General features: G+C 55.8%; 16 protein-coding genes and 1 other annotated feature. Of the genes, 12 read left to right on the forward strand and 4 right to left on the reverse strand.

All coding sequences use genetic code 11. The features are described from left to right. Positions 1-42 precede the first annotated feature (42 nt). The 5 genes from thrL (at position 43) to O1724_RS03665 (ending at position 5,403) form a co-directional block, all read left to right on the forward strand. Positions 43-111: a thr operon leader peptide gene (gene thrL / locus O1724_RS03645; RefSeq protein ID WP_015572623.1), complete on the forward strand. Its 69-nt coding sequence runs from the start codon at positions 43-45 to the stop codon at positions 109-111. Then, positions 50-167 (forward strand) — a sequence feature (Thr leader region). Its footprint overlaps the gene before it by 62 nt. 24 nt (positions 168-191) lie before the next feature. After that, entirely contained in the window at positions 192-2,654 is a 2,463-nt protein-coding gene (gene thrA / locus O1724_RS03650) for a bifunctional aspartate kinase/homoserine dehydrogenase I (protein ID WP_003856494.1), read from the forward strand. Position 2,655: 1 nt separating this feature from the next. Continuing rightward, the gene (gene thrB, locus O1724_RS03655; protein WP_003856492.1) at positions 2,656-3,585 is read left to right on the forward strand and encodes a homoserine kinase; all 930 of its coding nucleotides are present in this window, start codon (positions 2,656-2,658) and stop codon (positions 3,583-3,585) included. A gap of 3 nt (positions 3,586-3,588) precedes the next feature. Beyond that, on the forward strand, positions 3,589-4,875 hold the full coding sequence (gene thrC, locus O1724_RS03660; RefSeq protein ID WP_126297038.1) for a threonine synthase: 1,287 nt from the start codon (positions 3,589-3,591) through the stop codon (positions 4,873-4,875). Between the two features lie 246 nt (positions 4,876-5,121). Then, the gene (locus O1724_RS03665; RefSeq protein ID WP_032608469.1) at positions 5,122-5,403 is read left to right on the forward strand and encodes a DUF2502 domain-containing protein; all 282 of its coding nucleotides are present in this window, start codon (positions 5,122-5,124) and stop codon (positions 5,401-5,403) included. 31 nt (positions 5,404-5,434) lie between these two features. On the opposite strand, the gene yaaA is transcribed toward O1724_RS03665, so the two are convergent. Together yaaA and O1724_RS03675 are read right to left on the reverse strand one after the other, a co-directional pair. Next, positions 5,435-6,208 (reverse strand): peroxide stress protein YaaA, encoded by a 774-nt coding sequence (gene yaaA, locus O1724_RS03670; protein ID WP_022650381.1) that lies wholly within the window; start codon positions 6,206-6,208, stop codon positions 5,435-5,437. Between the two features lie 66 nt (positions 6,209-6,274). After that, the gene (locus tag O1724_RS03675) at positions 6,275-7,708 is read right to left on the reverse strand and encodes an alanine/glycine:cation symporter family protein (RefSeq protein ID WP_126297037.1); all 1,434 of its coding nucleotides are present in this window, start codon (positions 7,706-7,708) and stop codon (positions 6,275-6,277) included. 262 nt (positions 7,709-7,970) lie between these two features. Between O1724_RS03675 and tal the strand changes: the two genes are divergently transcribed. The 3 genes from tal (at position 7,971) to O1724_RS03690 (ending at position 11,067) form a co-directional block, all read left to right on the forward strand. Next, positions 7,971-8,924 (forward strand): transaldolase, encoded by a 954-nt coding sequence (gene tal / locus O1724_RS03680; RefSeq protein ID WP_003856481.1) that lies wholly within the window; start codon positions 7,971-7,973, stop codon positions 8,922-8,924. A 110-nt stretch (positions 8,925-9,034) separates the two neighbouring features. Next, complete coding sequence (mog, locus tag O1724_RS03685; protein ID WP_003856479.1) at positions 9,035-9,622, forward strand: molybdopterin adenylyltransferase; 588 nt, start codon at positions 9,035-9,037, stop codon at positions 9,620-9,622. Between the two features lie 122 nt (positions 9,623-9,744). Further along, positions 9,745-11,067: an MFS transporter gene (locus tag O1724_RS03690; RefSeq protein ID WP_116290544.1), complete on the forward strand. Its 1,323-nt coding sequence runs from the start codon at positions 9,745-9,747 to the stop codon at positions 11,065-11,067. Here O1724_RS03690 and satP read toward each other — a convergent pair. Next, positions 11,044-11,610 carry an acetate uptake transporter gene (gene satP, locus O1724_RS03695; protein ID WP_003856474.1) on the reverse strand — a complete coding sequence of 189 codons (567 nt, stop codon included), beginning with the start codon at positions 11,608-11,610 and terminating at the stop codon, positions 11,044-11,046. The two genes, O1724_RS03690 and satP, sit on opposite strands and share 24 nt — an antisense overlap. A gap of 295 nt (positions 11,611-11,905) precedes the next feature. Here satP and dnaK point away from each other — a divergent pair, with 295 nt between their 5' ends. From dnaK to nhaR, 4 genes are all read left to right on the forward strand, one after another. Continuing rightward, positions 11,906-13,819 carry a molecular chaperone DnaK gene (dnaK, locus tag O1724_RS03700; RefSeq protein WP_003856470.1) on the forward strand — a complete coding sequence of 638 codons (1,914 nt, stop codon included), beginning with the start codon at positions 11,906-11,908 and terminating at the stop codon, positions 13,817-13,819. Positions 13,820-13,906: 87 nt separating this feature from the next. Next, positions 13,907-15,052, forward strand: a complete 1,146-nt coding sequence (gene dnaJ / locus O1724_RS03705) for a molecular chaperone DnaJ (protein ID WP_008502040.1) — start codon at positions 13,907-13,909, stop codon at positions 15,050-15,052. A 173-nt stretch (positions 15,053-15,225) separates the two neighbouring features. Then, complete coding sequence (nhaA, locus tag O1724_RS03710) at positions 15,226-16,401, forward strand: Na+/H+ antiporter NhaA (protein ID WP_022650383.1); 1,176 nt, start codon at positions 15,226-15,228, stop codon at positions 16,399-16,401. Positions 16,402-16,459: 58 nt separating this feature from the next. Beyond that, positions 16,460-17,359 (forward strand): transcriptional activator NhaR, encoded by a 900-nt coding sequence (nhaR, locus tag O1724_RS03715; RefSeq protein ID WP_126297036.1) that lies wholly within the window; start codon positions 16,460-16,462, stop codon positions 17,357-17,359. Positions 17,360-17,417: 58 nt separating this feature from the next. Here the strand turns inward: nhaR and rpsT are convergent, their stop codons facing one another. After that, entirely contained in the window at positions 17,418-17,681 is a 264-nt protein-coding gene (gene rpsT / locus O1724_RS03720) for a 30S ribosomal protein S20 (protein ID WP_003856458.1), read from the reverse strand. Between the last annotated feature and the right edge of the window lie 7 nt (positions 17,682-17,688).

Genomic DNA, 17,688 nt, shown 5'->3' on the forward strand with positions numbered 1-17,688 from the left:
ATAGAGCACAGACAGATAATAATGACAGAGTACACAACATCCATGAAACGCATCAGCATCACCACCATTACTACAACCATCATCATTACCACAGGTAACGATGCGGGCTGACGCGTACAGGAAAAACAGAAAAAAGCCCGCACCTGAACAGTGCGGGCTTTTTTTTCGGCTAAAGGAAATGAGGTAGAACCATGCGAGTGTTGAAGTTCGGCGGTACGTCAGTGGCAAATGCAGAACGTTTTCTGCGTGTTGCCGATATCCTGGAAAGCAACGCCAGGCAGGGGCAGGTTGCCACCGTGCTCTCTGCCCCGGCCAAAATCACGAACCACCTGGTGGCGATGATTGAAAAAACCATCGGTGGTCAGGATGCACTGCCGAATATCAGCGACGCCGAGCGTATCTTCGCCGATCTGCTTCAGGGGCTGGCCGACGCCCAGCCTGGTTTCCCGCTGGCGCAGCTGAAAAGCACCGTTGAACTTGAATTTGCCCAGATTAAACACGTTCTTCACGGTATCAGCCTGCTTGGCCAGTGCCCGGACAGCATCAACGCGGCGCTGATTTGCCGGGGTGAAAAACTCTCTATCGCCATCATGGCAGGCGTGCTGGAAGCGCGCGGTCACCACGTGACGGTCATCGATCCGGTTGAAAAACTGCTGGCTGTGGGCCACTACCTCGAATCCACCGTCGACATTGCCGAGTCGACACGCCGTATTGCGGCGAGCAAAATCCCGTCTGACCATATGATCCTGATGGCAGGCTTTACCGCCGGTAACGAGAAGGGCGAACTGGTGGTGCTGGGGCGTAACGGCTCTGACTACTCCGCTGCGGTGCTGGCGGCCTGTTTACGCGCAGACTGTTGTGAGATCTGGACTGATGTCGACGGCGTTTATACCTGCGATCCGCGCCAGGTGCCGGATGCCAGGTTGCTGAAGTCGATGTCGTACCAGGAAGCAATGGAGCTTTCCTACTTCGGCGCTAAAGTTCTTCACCCGCGTACCATCTCCCCGATTGCCCAGTTCCAGATCCCTTGCCTGATTAAGAATACCGGTAATCCGCAGGCGCCGGGCACGCTGATTGGCGCCAGCGCGGATGAAGATGACCTGCCGGTGAAAGGCATTTCTAACCTCAATAACATGGCGATGTTCAGCGTCTCCGGCCCGGGGATGAAGGGCATGGTCGGCATGGCGGCACGCGTCTTTGCCGCTATGTCCCGCAACGGGATCTCCGTGGTGCTGATCACGCAGTCCTCTTCCGAATACAGCATCAGCTTCTGCGTTCCGCAGGGCGATTGCCTGCGCGCCCGTCGCGCGCTGGAAGAAGAGTTCTATCTGGAGCTGAAAGAAGAGCTGCTGGAGCCGCTTTCCATTCAGGAGCGTCTGGCGATTATCTCGGTGGTCGGCGACGGTATGCGCACCCTGCGCGGTATCTCCGCCAAATTCTTTGCCGCGCTGGCGCGGGCCAATATCAATATCGTGGCGATTGCCCAGGGCTCATCCGAGCGTTCCATTTCCGTTGTCGTGGATAACGATGACGCCACTACCGGCGTGCGCGTGGTGCATCAGATGCTGTTCAACACCGACCAGGTGATTGAGCTGTTCCTGGTGGGCGTCGGCGGCGTCGGCGGCGCGCTGCTGGAGCAGGTAAAGCGTCAACAGGAGTGGCTTAAGAAGAAACATATCGATCTGCGCGTCTGCGGCATTGCGAACTCGAAAGCGTTGCTGACTAACGTCCACGGTCTGAACCTGGAAAACTGGCAGGCGGAGCTGGAAGAGGCGAAAGAGCCGTTTAACCTGGGCCGCCTGATCCGTCTGGTGAAAGAATATCACCTGCTTAACCCGGTGATCGTTGACTGTACCTCCAGCCAGGCGGTGGCCGATCAGTACGCGGATTTCCTGCGCGAAGGTTTCCACGTGGTGACGCCGAACAAAAAGGCCAACACCTCGTCAATGGATTACTATCACCAGCTGCGTCTGGCGGCGAGTAAGTCGCGCCGCAAGTTTCTGTATGACACCAACGTGGGCGCGGGCCTGCCGGTCATCGAGAACCTGCAAAACCTGCTGAACGCGGGCGACGAACTACAGCGTTTCTCCGGCATCCTCTCCGGCTCCCTGTCGTTTATCTTCGGCAAGCTGGACGAAGGGATGAGCCTGTCGGAAGCCACCCGCGCCGCGCGCGAGCTGGGCTACACCGAGCCGGATCCGCGCGACGACCTCTCCGGTATGGACGTGGCGCGTAAGCTGCTGATCCTGGTGCGCGAGACCGGCCGCGAGCTGGAGCTTTCGGATATCGTGATTGAGCCAGTGCTGCCAGCAGAATTTGATGACAGCGGTGACGTCAGCGCCTTTATGGCGAATTTACCTCAGCTTGACGATGCCTTTGCCGCACGCGTTGCGAAAGCCCGTGATGAAGGTAAGGTATTGCGCTATGTTGGCAACATTGAAGAAGACGGCGTCTGCCGGGTGAAGATTGCCGAAGTGGATGGCAACGATCCGCTGTACAAGGTGAAAAACGGCGAGAACGCTCTGGCGTTCTACAGCCATTATTATCAGCCACTGCCGCTGGTGCTTCGCGGCTATGGCGCAGGGAATGATGTGACGGCGGCAGGCGTGTTTGCCGATCTGCTGCGTACCCTGTCATGGAAGTTAGGAGTTTAAGATGGTTAAAGTATATGCCCCGGCTTCCAGCGCCAATATGAGCGTCGGATTTGACGTGCTGGGCGCGGCGGTAACGCCGGTGGACGGTTCGCTGCTGGGCGATACGGTTACGGTTGAGGCGGCAGAGCGCTTCAGCCTGAATAACATCGGCCGTTTCGCCAGTAAGCTGCCGTCTGAACCGCGCGAGAATATTGTTTATCAGTGCTGGGAACGCTTCTGTCAGGAGATCGGCAAGAACGTGCCGGTCGCCATGACGCTGGAAAAGAGCATGCCGATTGGTTCGGGGCTGGGCTCGAGCGCCTGCTCGGTGGTCGCCGCGCTGGTGGCGATGAATGAGCACTGCGGCAAGCCGCTGAACAACAGCCGTCTGCTGGCGCTGATGGGCGAGCTGGAAGGGCGCATCTCCGGCAGCATTCATTATGATAACGTGGCGCCGTGCTTCCTTGGCGGCATGCAGCTGATGATTGAAGAAAATGGCATCATCAGCCAGCAGGTGCCAGGGTTTGATGAGTGGCTGTGGGTGCTGGCCTATCCGGGCATTAAAGTGTCTACCGCCGAAGCGCGTGCGATCCTGCCGGCGCAGTATCGTCGTCAGGACTGTATTGCCCACGGGCGTCATCTGGCGGGCTTTATTCATGCCTGCTACACCCGACAGCCGCAGCTGGCGGCGAAACTGATGAAAGACATTATTGCCGAGCCGTATCGCACGAAGCTGCTGCCGGGCTTTAACGAAGCGCGACAGGCATCCATGGATATCGGCGCACAGGCGTGCGGCATCTCCGGCTCCGGCCCGACGCTGTTCGCCTTATGCGACAAGCCAGACACCGCGCAGCGCGTGGCGGACTGGCTCTCTAAACACTACCTGCAAAATCAGGAAGGCTTTGTTCATATTTGCCGTCTGGACACGGCTGGCGCACGAGTACTGGGATAACGAATGAAACTCTACAACCTTAAAGATCATAACGAGCAGGTCAGCTTTGCGCAGGCGGTAACGCAGGGGCTTGGCAAAAATCAGGGGCTGTTCTTCCCCCACGACCTGCCGGAATTTCAGCTGACCGAAATCGATGAACTGCTGAAGCAGGACTTTGTCACCCGCAGCACCAAAATTCTGTCTGCGTTTATCGGCGACGAAATCCCACAGGAGCTGCTGGAAGAGCGCGTGCGTGCGGCGTTTGCTTTCCCGGCGCCGGTGAAGCAGGTGGAGCCTGACGTTGGCTGTCTGGAGCTGTTCCACGGCCCGACGCTGGCGTTCAAAGATTTCGGCGGTCGTTTTATGGCGCAGATGCTGACCCACATCAGCGGCGACAAACCGGTGACCATTCTGACCGCGACTTCAGGCGATACCGGTGCGGCGGTGGCCCATGCGTTCTACGGCCTGAAAAACGTCCGCGTGGTGATCCTCTATCCGAAAGGCAAAATCAGCCCGCTTCAGGAAAAACTGTTCTGCACCCTTGGGGGCAACATTGAAACCGTGGCGATCGACGGCGATTTCGATGCCTGTCAGGCGCTGGTGAAGCAAGCCTTCGATGACGAAGAGCTGAAGGCGGCGCTGGGGCTGAACTCTGCCAACTCCATCAACATCAGCCGTCTGCTGGCGCAGATCTGCTACTACTTCGAAGCGGTGGCGCAGTTGCCGCAGGACGCGCGCAATCAGCTGGTGGTTTCCGTGCCAAGCGGGAACTTCGGCGACCTGACGGCAGGCCTGCTGGCGAAATCACTCGGCCTGCCGGTGAAGCGCTTTATCGCCGCCACCAACGCCAACGACACCGTGCCGCGTTTCCTGAAGGACGGAAAATGGGCGCCGAACGCGACTCAGGCCACGCTCTCCAATGCGATGGATGTGTCACAGCCTAACAACTGGCCGCGTGTGGAAGAGCTGTTCCGCCGTAAGGTCTGGCGTCTGGGCGATCTGGGTTACGCAGCGGTGACGGACGAAACCACGAAAGCCACCATGCGCGAGCTGAAAGCGGTGGGCTATACCTCTGAGCCGCACGCGGCGATTGCCTATCGTGCCCTGCGCGATCAGCTTCAACCGGGTGAGTATGGCCTGTTCCTCGGCACCGCCCATCCGGCCAAGTTCAAAGAGAGCGTGGAAGCGATCCTGGGGGAAACGCTGCCGCTGTCAAAAGAGCTGGCCGAGCGCGCCGACCTGCCGCTGCTGTCTCATGAGCTGCCCGCAGACTTTGCCGCGCTGCGTAAGCTGATGATGACCCGAGCGTGATTTTTGTCGGGTGGCGGCTACGCCTTACCCGACCTACAACGGCTCAGAACGTAGGCCGGGTAAGGCGAAGCCGCCACCCGGCTTTTTTATGGAGAAATTAAGGAGAAAAACAGCAGGAAAAAAGCAGAAATTCCCAATAAATGCGGTCACTTAGCGTTTAGGATTGCAGAGAATAACATCCCCCGTTCCCATCACGTACTCTCCTTACATCGGCCCACGTTGGGCAAGAAGAATAAGGAGTCACCTATGTCTACACTGAAACCTGCACTTATCGCGCTTTCACTGATGCTGGTCGCTCCGATGGCGGTGCAGGCAGCTGAAATCACCCTCGTGCCCGCGGTAAAACTGCAAATTGGCGATCGGGATAATAACGGGCACTACTGGGATGGCGGCCGCTGGCGCGACCATGACTGGTGGAAAGCGCACTATGACTGGCGCGATAACCACTGGCGTCCGCACGATGAACATCGCGATCGTGACGATCACCACCGTCATGACGATCGTCGCCCGGACCGGAAGCACCATTAACACAAACCCCGCCAGCTGGCGGGGTTGTCTTTTATTGCTCGTGACGCTTAAACACCAGCTCGTTTTTTCCTGACGATGCCTCGTCGAAGAAATACCCTTCACTGTTAAAGCCGGTGAGCTGCTCTGGCTTCGTCAGGCGGTTTTGAATGATGAAGCGGCTCATCAGACCGCGCGCTTTTTTGGCGTAGAAGCTGATTACTTTAAATTTGCCGTTTTTCTCGTCGAGGAATACCGGCTTGATAATGTCCGCATCCAGCTTTTTCGGTTTCACCGATTTGAAGTACTCATCGGAGGCCAGGTTGATCACCACGTTGTCCCCCTGGGCTTGCAGCGCCGCGTTAAGCTTGTCGGTAATGACATCGCCCCAGAACTGGTACAGATCTTTACCTTTAGCGTTTTCCAGGCGGATACCCATCTCCAGACGATACGGCTGCATCAGATCCAGCGGGCGCAGCACCCCGTACAGGCCGGATAACATGCGCAGATGCTGCTGGGCAAAATCGAAATCGGCTTCGCTAAACGTTTCTGCTTGCAGGCCAGTGTAGACGTCACCTTTGAAGGCCAACAGCGCCTGGCGGGCGTTGGCGGGCGTGAAGTCAGGCTGCCACTCATGAAAACGGGTGGCGTTCAGGTCGGCGAGTTTATCGCTGATGCTCATCAGCGAAGCGATTTGCGGAGCCGAAAGCTTACGCGCCTCGTGGATCAACTGTTGCGAGTAGTCCAGCAATTCCGGCTGGGTATAACGCTCAGTGGCGAGCGGGCTCTGGTAGTCGAGCGTTTTGGCAGGTGAAATCAGAATCAGCATATCCAGTCCTTGCAGGAAATTTAGAGCGACTTTAACAAAAAATCGCCCTGAATTGATCGATAGCTGTTATTGCCGCGGCAAATCATCCCAGGTGCCAGGGGCAATTTGTGACTCGATTTCGGGATAGCGTGAGGCGTCAAAGACGGGCTGTACGCCGAGCTTGCGCTGACGCAGATAATCGCGCGCGATCAGCGCCACAACCGGTGAAAGCAGCAAAATGGCCGTCAGGTTCGTGATGGCCATCAGCGCCATAATGACGTCCGCTATTTGCCAGACCAACGGCATGCTGAGCAGGGAGCCGACGAAAACCATTCCCAGCACACCCGCGCGAAGGACGTTGCGGGTCAGACGCGAATTGACTTTCAGGAAGATAAGGTTGTTTTCGGCATAGATATAGTTCACCGCAATGGAACTAAAGGCAAAAAGTCCCACGACAAGTGCGACAAGGCCCGCGCCCCAGCCGCCGACGAGGGAGACCAGCGCCTGTTGTACCCAATGAATGCCTGCCGTACTACCGGACGGTTGCTCAGCGGCACCGGCCAGCAGCATGATCATCGCGCTGGCGGAGCAGATAACAATGGTGTCTGTGAAGACGCCAATCATCTGTACAATGCCCTGCGCGGCGGGATGCGGGGGCCAGGATGCGGCCGCTGCGGCGGCATTCGGCGTGGAGCCCATTCCCGCTTCGTTGGAGAACATACCCCGCTGAAAACCCGCAGTGAGAGCCTGGCTAAGGGTGTAACCCAACGCGCCTGAAGCCGCTTCGCGCCAGCCGAACGCGCTTTGGAAAATGGTGACGATGACGTTCGGCACCTCGTCAATATGTATCGCGCATACCATCACGCTGGTGGACACCCACAGCAGCGCCATCAGCGGAACCAGCCGCTGCATCAGGCGGGCAACCCCTTTGAGCCCGGTCACAATGGTCAGCAGGGTGAGAAGGGCAAGCGCGCCGCCCGTCAGCCACTCCGGACAATTAAAGGCAAAGCGCAGCGCGTGGGCGACGGAATTTGCCTGAACGGTATTGAAAATAAGGCCATAGGCAATCAGCAAAAAGATCGAGAACAGAACGCCCATCCAGCGCATTCCCAACCCGCGAGCCATATACCAGGCGGGACCGCCGCGAAACTGACCTTTGCCGTCTTTTTCTTTGTAGAGTTGCGCAAGCGAGCATTCAGCAAAGGAGGTGGCCATACCGATAATCGCCGTCACCCACATCCAGAATACCGCGCCCGGACCGCCCGCGCCGATCGCCAGCGCGACACCGGCCAGGTTACCGCTGCCGACGCGCGCGGCAAGGCTAGTACAGAGCGCCTGAAACGATGTCAGGCCGCCCGGCTGTGGGGTGACGCTGTTTTTCAGACTTCTGCCAAATTTGCGGATATAGCGAAACTGAATCAGCCCGCTGCGCCACGTAAACCAGATACCTGCTCCAGAAAGCAGGTATATCATGATCGAACCCCAGAGGACTTCGTTAATAAAGAAAAAGAAATCAGGCACTAACGTCCCTCTTGTTGATGCCAAAGTGAATATGTAAGCGCTACCACTGAGTGTGCATGCTGTTACTTAGCAGCCTGTTAATATTCTGAGTTTATCATACTCTGCCTAAGCGCACTGTCTGCGGTTGCGCTGCCTCTCACTCGTGTTATCATCAGGGCAGACCGGTTACATCCCCCTAACAAGTAAACCTGTCATTTTTCCGCTGCTGGCAAGCTGTCGGTAGTGTGAATTATCCAGGGCACGTTAAAAGAGAAACACTATCATGACGGATAAATTGACCTCCCTTCGTCAGTTCACCACTGTCGTCGCTGACACCGGAGATATTGCGGCAATGAAGCTGTACCAGCCGCAGGATGCCACAACCAACCCTTCTCTGATCCTTAACGCCGCGCAGATCCCTGAGTATCGCAAACTGATCGACGAGGCGGTGACCTGGGCAAAAGCACAGAGCAATGACCGCGCGCAGCAGGTTGTGGATGCCACTGACAAACTGGCAGTGAACATCGGTCTGGAAATCCTGAAGCTCGTTCCTGGCCGTATCTCTACCGAAGTTGATGCTCGCCTGTCCTACGACACCGAAGCCTCTATCGCCAAAGCAAAACGCCTGATCAAACTGTACAACGATGCGGGCATCAGCAACGACCGTATCCTGATCAAACTGGCCTCTACCTGGCAGGGCATCCGCGCTGCTGAGCAGCTGGAAAAAGAAGGGATCAACTGTAACCTGACTCTGCTGTTCTCCTTCGCGCAGGCGCGTGCATGTGCCGAAGCTGGCGTATACCTGATTTCTCCGTTCGTGGGCCGTATTCTGGACTGGTACAAAGCCAACACCGACAAGAAAGAGTACGCGGCGTCTGAAGATCCAGGCGTGATTTCTGTGACTGAAATCTACGAATACTACAAACAGCACGGCTATGAGACCGTTGTTATGGGCGCAAGCTTCCGTAACGTCGGCGAAATCATCGAGCTGGCTGGCTGTGACCGCCTGACCATCGCCCCTGCGCTGCTGAAAGAGCTGGCAGAAAGCGAAGGTGCTATCGAGCGTAAACTGTCTTACACTGGCGAAGTGAAAGCGCGTCCTGAGCGCATCACCGAGTCCGAGTTCCTGTGGCAGCACAACCAGGATCCAATGGCCGTAGATAAACTGGCGGACGGTATCCGTAAGTTTGCTATCGACCAGGAAAAACTGGAAAAAATGATCGGCGACCTGCTGTAATCATCCTGCGTGACCGGGTTCCCGGTCACGCGTCTTTCCCCCGCCTCTGTCTGAATTTTCTCTCTGCGTGTATCATTCCCTTTAATCAGTACTTTTTGAATGGAATGGATATGAATACCTTACGCATCGGCTTAGTGTCGATTTCTGACCGCGCCTCCAGCGGTGTTTATCAGGATAAAGGCATCCCTGCTCTGGAAGCGTGGCTGGGCAGCGCGCTCACTACCCCGTTTGAGATCCAGACTCGCCTGATCCCGGACGAGCAGCCGATCATCGAGCAAACCCTGTGTGAGCTGGTGGATGAAATGAGCTGCCACCTTGTGCTGACGACGGGCGGCACCGGCCCCGCGCGCCGCGATGTGACGCCGGACGCGACGCTGGCTATCGCCGATCGTGAAATGCCGGGCTTCGGTGAACAGATGCGCCAGATCAGTCTACACTTTGTCCCGACGGCCATTCTTTCCCGTCAGGTCGGGGTGATCCGCAAACAGGCGCTGATCCTGAACCTGCCGGGGCAGCCGAAGTCGATAAAAGAGACGCTGGAAGGGGTAAAAGCCGAGGACGGCAGCGTTATCGTCCACGGTATCTTTGCAAGTGTACCGTATTGTATACAACTGCTTGACGGTCCGTACGTGGAAACTGACGGCAACGTGGTAGCAGCATTTCGCCCTAAAAGCGCTCGCCGCGAAACAATCTCCTGAAAATGATTAAAATGTGACATAAGCGCCAGCCGCAGTAGCGTGTAAATGGATTTACGATATAGTAATTTTTTCTTTACGATTGCTGTAAAAAATAATCCACAACACATGCACAATGGTTCGCTATGTCACATAATACCCGACCTCTGAATCGACAGGACTACAAAACCCTCACGCTCGCTGCCCTGGGCGGCGCGCTGGAGTTTTACGATTTCATCATCTTTGTCTTCTTCGCCGCCGTTGTGGGGGCGCTGTTTTTCCCGGCGGATATTCCTGAATGGCTGCGTCAGGTACAAACCTTCGGCATTTTCGCTGCCGGCTATCTGGCGCGTCCGCTGGGCGGCATTGTCATGGCGCACTTTGGCGATCTGGTTGGGCGCAAGAAGATGTTTACCCTCAGCATCCTGCTTATGGCCGTGCCGACGCTGGCGATTGGCCTTTTGCCTACCTATGAGTCGATGGGCATTATCGCCCCGTTATTGCTGCTGCTGATGCGTATTCTCCAGGGCGCGGCCATCGGCGGGGAAGTGCCTGGCGCGTGGGTGTTTGTCGCTGAGCACGTCCCGGTGCGCCGCATCGGCATTGCGTGCGGAACGCTGACCGCAGGGCTGACGATCGGGATCCTGCTTGGCTCCGTAGTTGCAACCATCATCAATACCAGCATGACGCAACAGGCCGTTCACGACTGGGGCTGGCGTATACCGTTCCTGCTGGGCGGGGCGTTTGGGCTGGTGGCAATGTACCTGCGACGCTGGTTGCAGGAGACGCCAATATTTCTGGAAATGCAGCAGCGGAAGGCGCTGGCGCTAGAACTGCCGGTGAAAACCGTAGTAGTGCGGCATAAAAAAGCGGTAGTCGTGTCGATGCTTCTGACCTGGCTGCTGTCTGCGGGTATCGTGGTGGTCATTTTGATGTCGCCGGTCTGGCTGCAAAAACAGTACGGTTTTGCGCCTGCCGTGACGTTACAGGCGAACAGTATCGCGACAATTATGCTCTGCTTTGGCTGTCTGGCCGCCGGGCTGGCGGCGGATCGTTTCGGCGCCAGCGTGACCTTTATTGTCGGCAGCCTGCTGCTGGCCGCGTCGAGCTGGGCATTCTATCATCTTGCGGGCACCCATCCTGAACAGCTGTTCCTGCTGTACGGTGTCGTCGGGCTGTGTGTGGGCGTCGTTGGCGCCGTACCGTACGTGATGGTCCGCGCCTTTCCGCCGGAGGTACGCTTCACCGGAATCTCTTTCTCTTATAACGTCTCGTATGCCATTTTCGGCGGGCTGACCCCGATTGTGGTGACGGTGTTGATGGGGCTGTCGCCCCTTGCACCTGCGTGGTACGTGCTGGCGTTATCGCTGATGGGGCTGGTATTGGGGATGTGGCTTCGCCAGTCAGAGGGACGTCGTGCCCGCGACGCGGGCACGACAGAGGGATCAGTGTTTTTCACCAATCGGTAGAATGGTGCGGTCGAACTGCTCGTTCAGCACTTCACCCATGGCCAGGTAGATTGCGCTTGCGCCGCAAACCAGACCGACCCAGCCGGCAACGTGAACGATGCCTTCGTTATCCGCCAGGTGACCGATGGCCAGCAGGGCGAACAGGACGGTCAGGCTCAGGAAGACGAATTGCAGCGCGCGGTTCGCCTTGAGGGTGCCAAAGAACATGAACAGGGTGAACACGCCCCACAGTCCCAGGTACACGCCCAGGAAATGGGCGTTTGCCGCCTCCGCCAGGCCCATTTTAGGCATCAGCAGAATCGCGACCAGAGTCAGCCAGAAAGAACCGTAAGAGGTAAAGGCGGTTAAGCCGAAGGTGTTGCCTTTCTTATATTCCAGCAGGCCCGCAAAGATTTGTGCGATACCGCCGTAAAAAATGCCCATCGCCAGGATAATGCCGTCCATCGGGAACATCCCGATATTGTGCAGGTTCAGCAGAATGGTGGTCATGCCAAAACCCATCAGGCCCAGCGGAGCCGGATTAGCCAACTTAGTGTTGCCCATAAGTCCTCAAAAAATCATCATTAATATGGTGAAATGGTTAAACCCGCGCCAGTTCTCCCTGACGGGGCGCGGCATCATAATGGGCGGCATCGACGCCGTCTATGATCTCATCGGGGTGAAATTAAAAAATTTTTTATCCTTCCCCCTTGATGGATGCCGTTGTGACCCCATCTTGTAAGCAACCGCAGTGTGTGGACCTGAAAAAAATCAAATCTGGGCAGTTGAAAAAGCACGTTCTGCCCTTATTACAGGTACACAACCACATGTTGACTGAATTTTTAGTGGAGACGTTTAGATGGGTAAAATTATTGGTATCGACCTGGGTACTACCAACTCTTGTGTAGCGATTATGGATGGCACTACTGCACGTGTGCTGGAGAACGCCGAGGGCGATCGCACCACGCCTTCTATCATTGCTTATACCCAGGATGGTGAAACTCTGGTTGGTCAGCCGGCTAAACGTCAGGCAGTGACAAACCCGCAAAACACCCTGTTTGCGATCAAACGCCTGATTGGCCGCCGCTTCCAGGACGAAGAAGTTCAGCGTGACGTTTCCATCATGCCTTACAAAATCATCGCAGCCGATAACGGCGATGCATGGCTTGATGTGAAAGGCACCAAAACTGCACCTCCGCAGATCTCTGCTGAAGTGCTGAAGAAAATGAAGAAAACTGCGGAAGATTACCTGGGTGAACCGGTAACTGAAGCTGTTATCACCGTACCTGCTTACTTCAACGATGCTCAGCGTCAGGCAACCAAAGATGCTGGCCGTATCGCAGGCCTGGAAGTAAAACGTATCATCAACGAACCAACCGCAGCAGCACTGGCTTACGGTCTGGATAAAGAAGTTGGCAACCGTACTATCGCGGTTTACGACCTGGGTGGTGGTACCTTCGATATTTCTATTATCGAAATCGACGATGTTGACGGCGAAAAAACCTTCGAAGTTCTGGCAACCAACGGTGATACCCACCTGGGTGGTGAAGACTTCGATACCCGTCTGATCAACTACCTCGTTGACGAGTTCAAGAAAGATCAGGGCATTGACCTGCGTAACGACCCGCTGGCTATGCAGCGCCTGAAAGAAGCCGCTGAGAAAGCGAAGATCGAGCTGTCTTCCGCTCAGCAGACCGACGTGAACCTGCCGTACATCACTGCAGACGCGACCGGTCCAAAACACATGAACATCAAAGTGACCCGTGCGAAACTGGAAAGCCTGGTAGAAGACCTGGTGAACCGTTCTATCGAGCCACTGAAAGTTGCATTGCAGGACGCTGGCCTGTCCGTGTCTGACATTCAGGACGTTATCCTGGTAGGTGGTCAGACTCGTATGCCAATGGTTCAGAAGAAAGTGGCTGAATTCTTTGGTAAAGAGCCACGTAAAGACGTGAACCCGGACGAAGCGGTTGCTATCGGTGCTGCGGTTCAGGGTGGTGTACTGACCGGTGAAGTGAAAGACGTACTGCTGCTGGACGTTACCCCGCTGTCTCTGGGTATCGAAACCATGGGTGGCGTGATGACCCCGCTCATCAACAAAAACACCACTATCCCGACGAAACACAGCCAGGTGTTCTCTACCGCTGAAGACAACCAGTCTGCGGTAACCATCCATGTGATTCAGGGTGAGCGTAAGCGCGCGGCGGATAACAAATCTCTGGGTCAGTTCAACCTGGACGGTATTAACCCGGCACCACGCGGCATGCCACAGATCGAAGTCACCTTCGACATCGATGCTGACGGTATCCTGCACGTGTCTGCGAAAGACAAAAACAGCGGTAAAGAGCAGAAGATTACCATCAAGGCATCTTCTGGCCTGAACGAAGCGGAAATCGAAAAAATGGTTCGTGATGCCGAAGCTAACGCGGAATCCGACCGTAAGTTCGAAGAGCTGGTTCAGACCCGTAACCAGGGTGACCATCTGCTGCACAGCACCCGTAAGCAGGTTGAAGAAGCGGGCGATAAACTGCCAGCGGAAGACAAAACTGCAATCGAAACTGCACTGAGCGCGCTGGAAACGTCTCTGAAAGGCGAAGACAAAGCGGACATCGAAGCGAAGATGCAGGAGCTGGCACAGGTTTCTCAGAAGCTGATGGAAATCGCTCAGCAGCAGCACGCACAGCAGCAGGCGGGCGCTGATGCTTCGGCGAACAACGCGAAAGACGACGATGTTGTCGACGCTGAGTTCGAAGAAGTGAAAGACAAAAAATAATCGCCCTGATGCAGGGTAAGTAATCGGCACGGGCGTAGGAGAATTCTCCACGCCCGTGCTCGCATGTTAAGGGGCTTAAAAAAACCAATGGCAAAGCAAGACTATTACGAGATTTTAGGCGTTCCGAAAACTGCGGAAGAGCGTGAAATCAAAAAGGCGTATAAGCGCCTGGCCATGAAATTCCACCCTGACCGTAATCAGGGTGACAAAGAGGCTGAAGCCAAATTTAAAGAGATTAAAGAAGCCTACGAAGTCCTGACCGATGCACAAAAACGTGCGGCCTATGATCAATATGGTCACGCGGCCTTTGAACAGGGCGGCATGGGCGGCGGTGGATTTGGTGGCGGCGGCTTCGGCGGCGGCGCTGATTTCAGCGATATCTTTGGTGATGTATTTGGCGATATCTTCGGTGGCGGGCGTGGCCGTCAGCGCGCGGCGCGCGGCGCAGACCTGCGCTACAACATGGACCTGACGCTGGAAGAAGCGGTTCGCGGCGTCACCAAAGAGATCCGTATTCCGACGCTGGAAGAGTGTGACGTTTGCCACGGCAGCGGTGCGAAAGCGGGGACTCAGCCACAGACCTGCCCAACCTGTCACGGTTCCGGTCAGGTGCAGATGCGCCAGGGCTTCTTCGCGGTGCAGCAGGCCTGTCCGCACTGTCATGGTCGCGGTACGCTGATTAAAGATCCGTGCACCAAATGTCATGGTCACGGTCGCGTGGAGAAAACCAAAACGCTGTCCGTTAAGATCCCGGCAGGCGTCGATACGGGCGACCGCATCCGTCTGGCAGGTGAGGGTGAAGCCGGCGAGCACGGTGCACCGGCAGGCGATCTGTACGTTCAGGTTCAGGTGAAGCAGCACGCCATCTTCGAGCGTGAAGGTAACAACCTGTACTGTGAAGTGCCGATCAACTTTGCGATGGCGGCGCTGGGCGGCGAAATCGAAGTGCCGACGCTGGACGGTCGCGTTAACCTGAAAATCCCTGGCGAAACCCAGACCGGGAAACTGTTCCGCATGCGCGGCAAAGGCGTTAAATCCGTTCGCGGTGGCGCGCAGGGTGACCTGTTATGCCGCGTGGTCGTGGAAACGCCGGTCGGCCTGAACGATAAGCAGAAACAGCTGCTGAAAGAGCTTCAGGAAAGCTTTGGTGGCCCGACAGGTGAGAAAAACAGCCCGCGCTCCAAAAGCTTCTTCGATGGCGTCAAAAAATTCTTCGACGATTTAACCCGCTAACCCGCCAGCTGGTTACTATCATTTAAAGCCCGGAAGCGATTCCGGGCTTTTTGCTTTATAGCGTTATACCTCGGTTAAACTGAATCTATAACCAATATTAATCTGTTTTTACCGATCTGTTTGCGCTGATATTATGGTTTTACCGAGGTATTGTTGTAAAAGAGAGTTTAAACGTGAAATTACTACACCGTTTCTTTAGCAGTGAGGCATCCGGCGGCGTCATCCTGATTATTGCTGCTGCGGCTGCCATGCTGCTCGCCAATATGGGCATGACACGCGATCTCTATCACGCATTTCTGGAAACGCCCGTCGAGCTGAAGGTCGGGGCGCTGGAAATTAATAAGAACATGCTGCTGTGGATCAACGATGCGCTGATGGCGGTGTTCTTCCTGCTGGTGGGCCTGGAAGTTAAACGTGAGCTGGTGAGCGGTTCGCTTGCCAGCCGTCAGCGTGCGGCGTTTCCGGTGATCGCGGCTATTGGCGGGATGATCGTTCCGGCGTTGCTCTTTCTCGCATTTGCGTGGCAGGATCCGGTTGCTCGTGACGGCTGGGCGATCCCGGCCGCAACGGATATCGCGTTTGCGCTCGGGGTCTTAGCCTTGCTCGGTAGCCGCGTCCCGGTAGCACTGAAAATTTTCCTGATGGCGCTGGCGATTATCGATGATCTTGGCGCTATCGTGATTATCGCGCTGTTCTACACCAGCGATCTGTCCGTTCTGTCGCTGAGCGTGGCGGCCGTGGCTATTGCGGTGCTGGCGTTGCTGAACGTCTTCAACGTTCGACGCACGGGGATTTATATTCTGGTGGGGATGGTGCTGTGGACGGCGGTGCTGAAGTCTGGCGTGCATGCCACGCTGGCGGGCGTCATCGTTGGCTTCTTTATTCCGCTGAAGGAACAGGACGGCAAATCGCCTGCCAGACAGCTGGAGCATGTGCTTCATCCGTGGGTGGGTTTTATGATCCTGCCGCTGTTTGCGTTTGCCAACGCGGGTGTTTCCCTGGCCGGGGTTACCCTGGACGGACTCACCTCTGTGCTGCCGCTGGGTATCATCGCCGGTCTGTTTATTGGTAAGCCGCTGGGCATCAGCCTGTTCTGCTGGCTGGCGCTGAAGCTGAAGCTGGCGTCATTGCCAAACGGAACCACCTTTAGCCAGATTATGGCCGTTGGCGTGCTGTGCGGTATTGGATTCACCATGTCGATCTTTATCTCGACGCTGGCGTTTGGCGCAAGCGCGCCTGAGCTTATCGTCTGGGCGAAACTCGGCATTCTTATCGGGTCGTTCCTGGCCGCGGTTATGGGTTACACCTTGTTGAAGGTGAAGTTGTCCGGACAGGCTGTCCAGGCATAACAGGAAACCGGGAGAAGGGAAGCCTTCTCCCGATAAACTATCAGGGAGTGAAAACGTGATGTCTCATTTGAACTATAACCATCTCTATTACTTCTGGCATGTCTACAAGCAGGGCTCGGTCGTGGGTGCCGCAGAGGCGCTCTACCTGACGCCACAGACTATCACCGGGCAAATCAAAGCCCTGGAAGAGCGCTTGCAGGGAAAGCTTTTTAAGCGGAAAGGGCGTGGCATTGAGCCGAGCGAGCTGGGTGAACTGGTATTCCGCTATGCGGACAAGATGTTCACCCTGAGCCAGGAGATGCTGGATATCGTTAACTATCGCAAAGAGTCGAACCTGCTCTTTGACGTGGGCGTGGCGGATGCGTTGTCCAAACGGCTGGTAAGCGGTGTGCTGGATGCGGCGGTGGTGGAAGATGAACAGATACATTTACGCTGCTTTGAGTCCACTCACGAGATGCTGCTGGAACAGCTGAGCCAGCATAAGCTGGATATGATTATTTCGGATTGTCCTATCGATTCCACGCAGCAGGAAGGCTTGTTCTCGGTGAAAATTGGCGAATGCGGTGTCAGTTTCTGGTGCATCAATCCACCGCCGGAAAAACCGTTTCCGGCTTGCCTGGAAGAGCGCCGCTTGCTGGTTCCGGGGAGGCGGTCCATGCTCGGACGTAAGCTGCTGAACTGGTTTAACTCGCAGGGGCTAAACGTAGAAATTCTCGGTGAGTTCGACGATGCGGCGCTGATGAAAGCCTTTGGCGAGGCGCACAACGCTATCTTCGTTGCCCCGACGCTGTATGCGCACGATCTCTATTCAGACGACAAGATTACCGAGATTGGCAGGGTGGATAACGTGATGGAAGAGTATCACGCCATATTCGCCGAAAGGATGATTCAGCATCCGTCGGTGCAGCGAATCTGCAACCGGGACTACTCGGCGCTGTTTACGCCGCCGGCAATCTGAAGGCATAAAAAAACCCGCGTTAAGCGGGTTCTTTCAAACAAGCAACAACAAGTGGCGATTAAGCCAGTTTGTTGATCTGCGCGGTCAGGTTTGCTTTATGACGCGCTGCTTTGTTTTTGTGGATCAGACCTTTAGCAGCCTGACGATCCACGATTGGTTGCATTTCGTTAAATGCGTTCTGCGCTGCAGCTTTGTCGCCAGCTTCGATTGCTGCGTATACTTTCTTGATGAAAGTACGCATCATAGAGCGACGGCTTGCATTGTGCTTACGAGCCTTTTCAGACTGAACGGCACGTTTCTTAGCTGATTTGATATTAGCCAAGGTCCAA

Source organism: Enterobacter cloacae complex sp. HYC074_NIDB (genome assembly GCF_056673345.1).

Coding starts and splice junctions, on each gene's coding strand:
- thrA (WP_003856494.1), top strand. CDS start 192: ATGCGAGTGTTGAAGTTCGGCGGTACGTCAGTGGCAAATGCAGAACGT.
- thrB (WP_003856492.1), top strand. CDS start 2,656: ATGGTTAAAGTATATGCCCCGGCTTCCAGCGCCAATATGAGCGTCGGA.
- thrC (WP_126297038.1), top strand. CDS start 3,589: ATGAAACTCTACAACCTTAAAGATCATAACGAGCAGGTCAGCTTTGCG.
- O1724_RS03665 (WP_032608469.1), top strand. CDS start 5,122: ATGTCTACACTGAAACCTGCACTTATCGCGCTTTCACTGATGCTGGTC.
- yaaA (WP_022650381.1), bottom strand. CDS start 6,208: ATGCTGATTCTGATTTCACCTGCCAAAACGCTCGACTACCAGAGCCCG.
- tal (WP_003856481.1), top strand. CDS start 7,971: ATGACGGATAAATTGACCTCCCTTCGTCAGTTCACCACTGTCGTCGCT.
- mog (WP_003856479.1), top strand. CDS start 9,035: ATGAATACCTTACGCATCGGCTTAGTGTCGATTTCTGACCGCGCCTCC.
- O1724_RS03690 (WP_116290544.1), top strand. CDS start 9,745: ATGTCACATAATACCCGACCTCTGAATCGACAGGACTACAAAACCCTC.
- satP (WP_003856474.1), bottom strand. CDS start 11,610: ATGGGCAACACTAAGTTGGCTAATCCGGCTCCGCTGGGCCTGATGGGT.
- dnaK (WP_003856470.1), top strand. CDS start 11,906: ATGGGTAAAATTATTGGTATCGACCTGGGTACTACCAACTCTTGTGTA.
- dnaJ (WP_008502040.1), top strand. CDS start 13,907: ATGGCAAAGCAAGACTATTACGAGATTTTAGGCGTTCCGAAAACTGCG.
- nhaR (WP_126297036.1), top strand. CDS start 16,460: ATGTCTCATTTGAACTATAACCATCTCTATTACTTCTGGCATGTCTAC.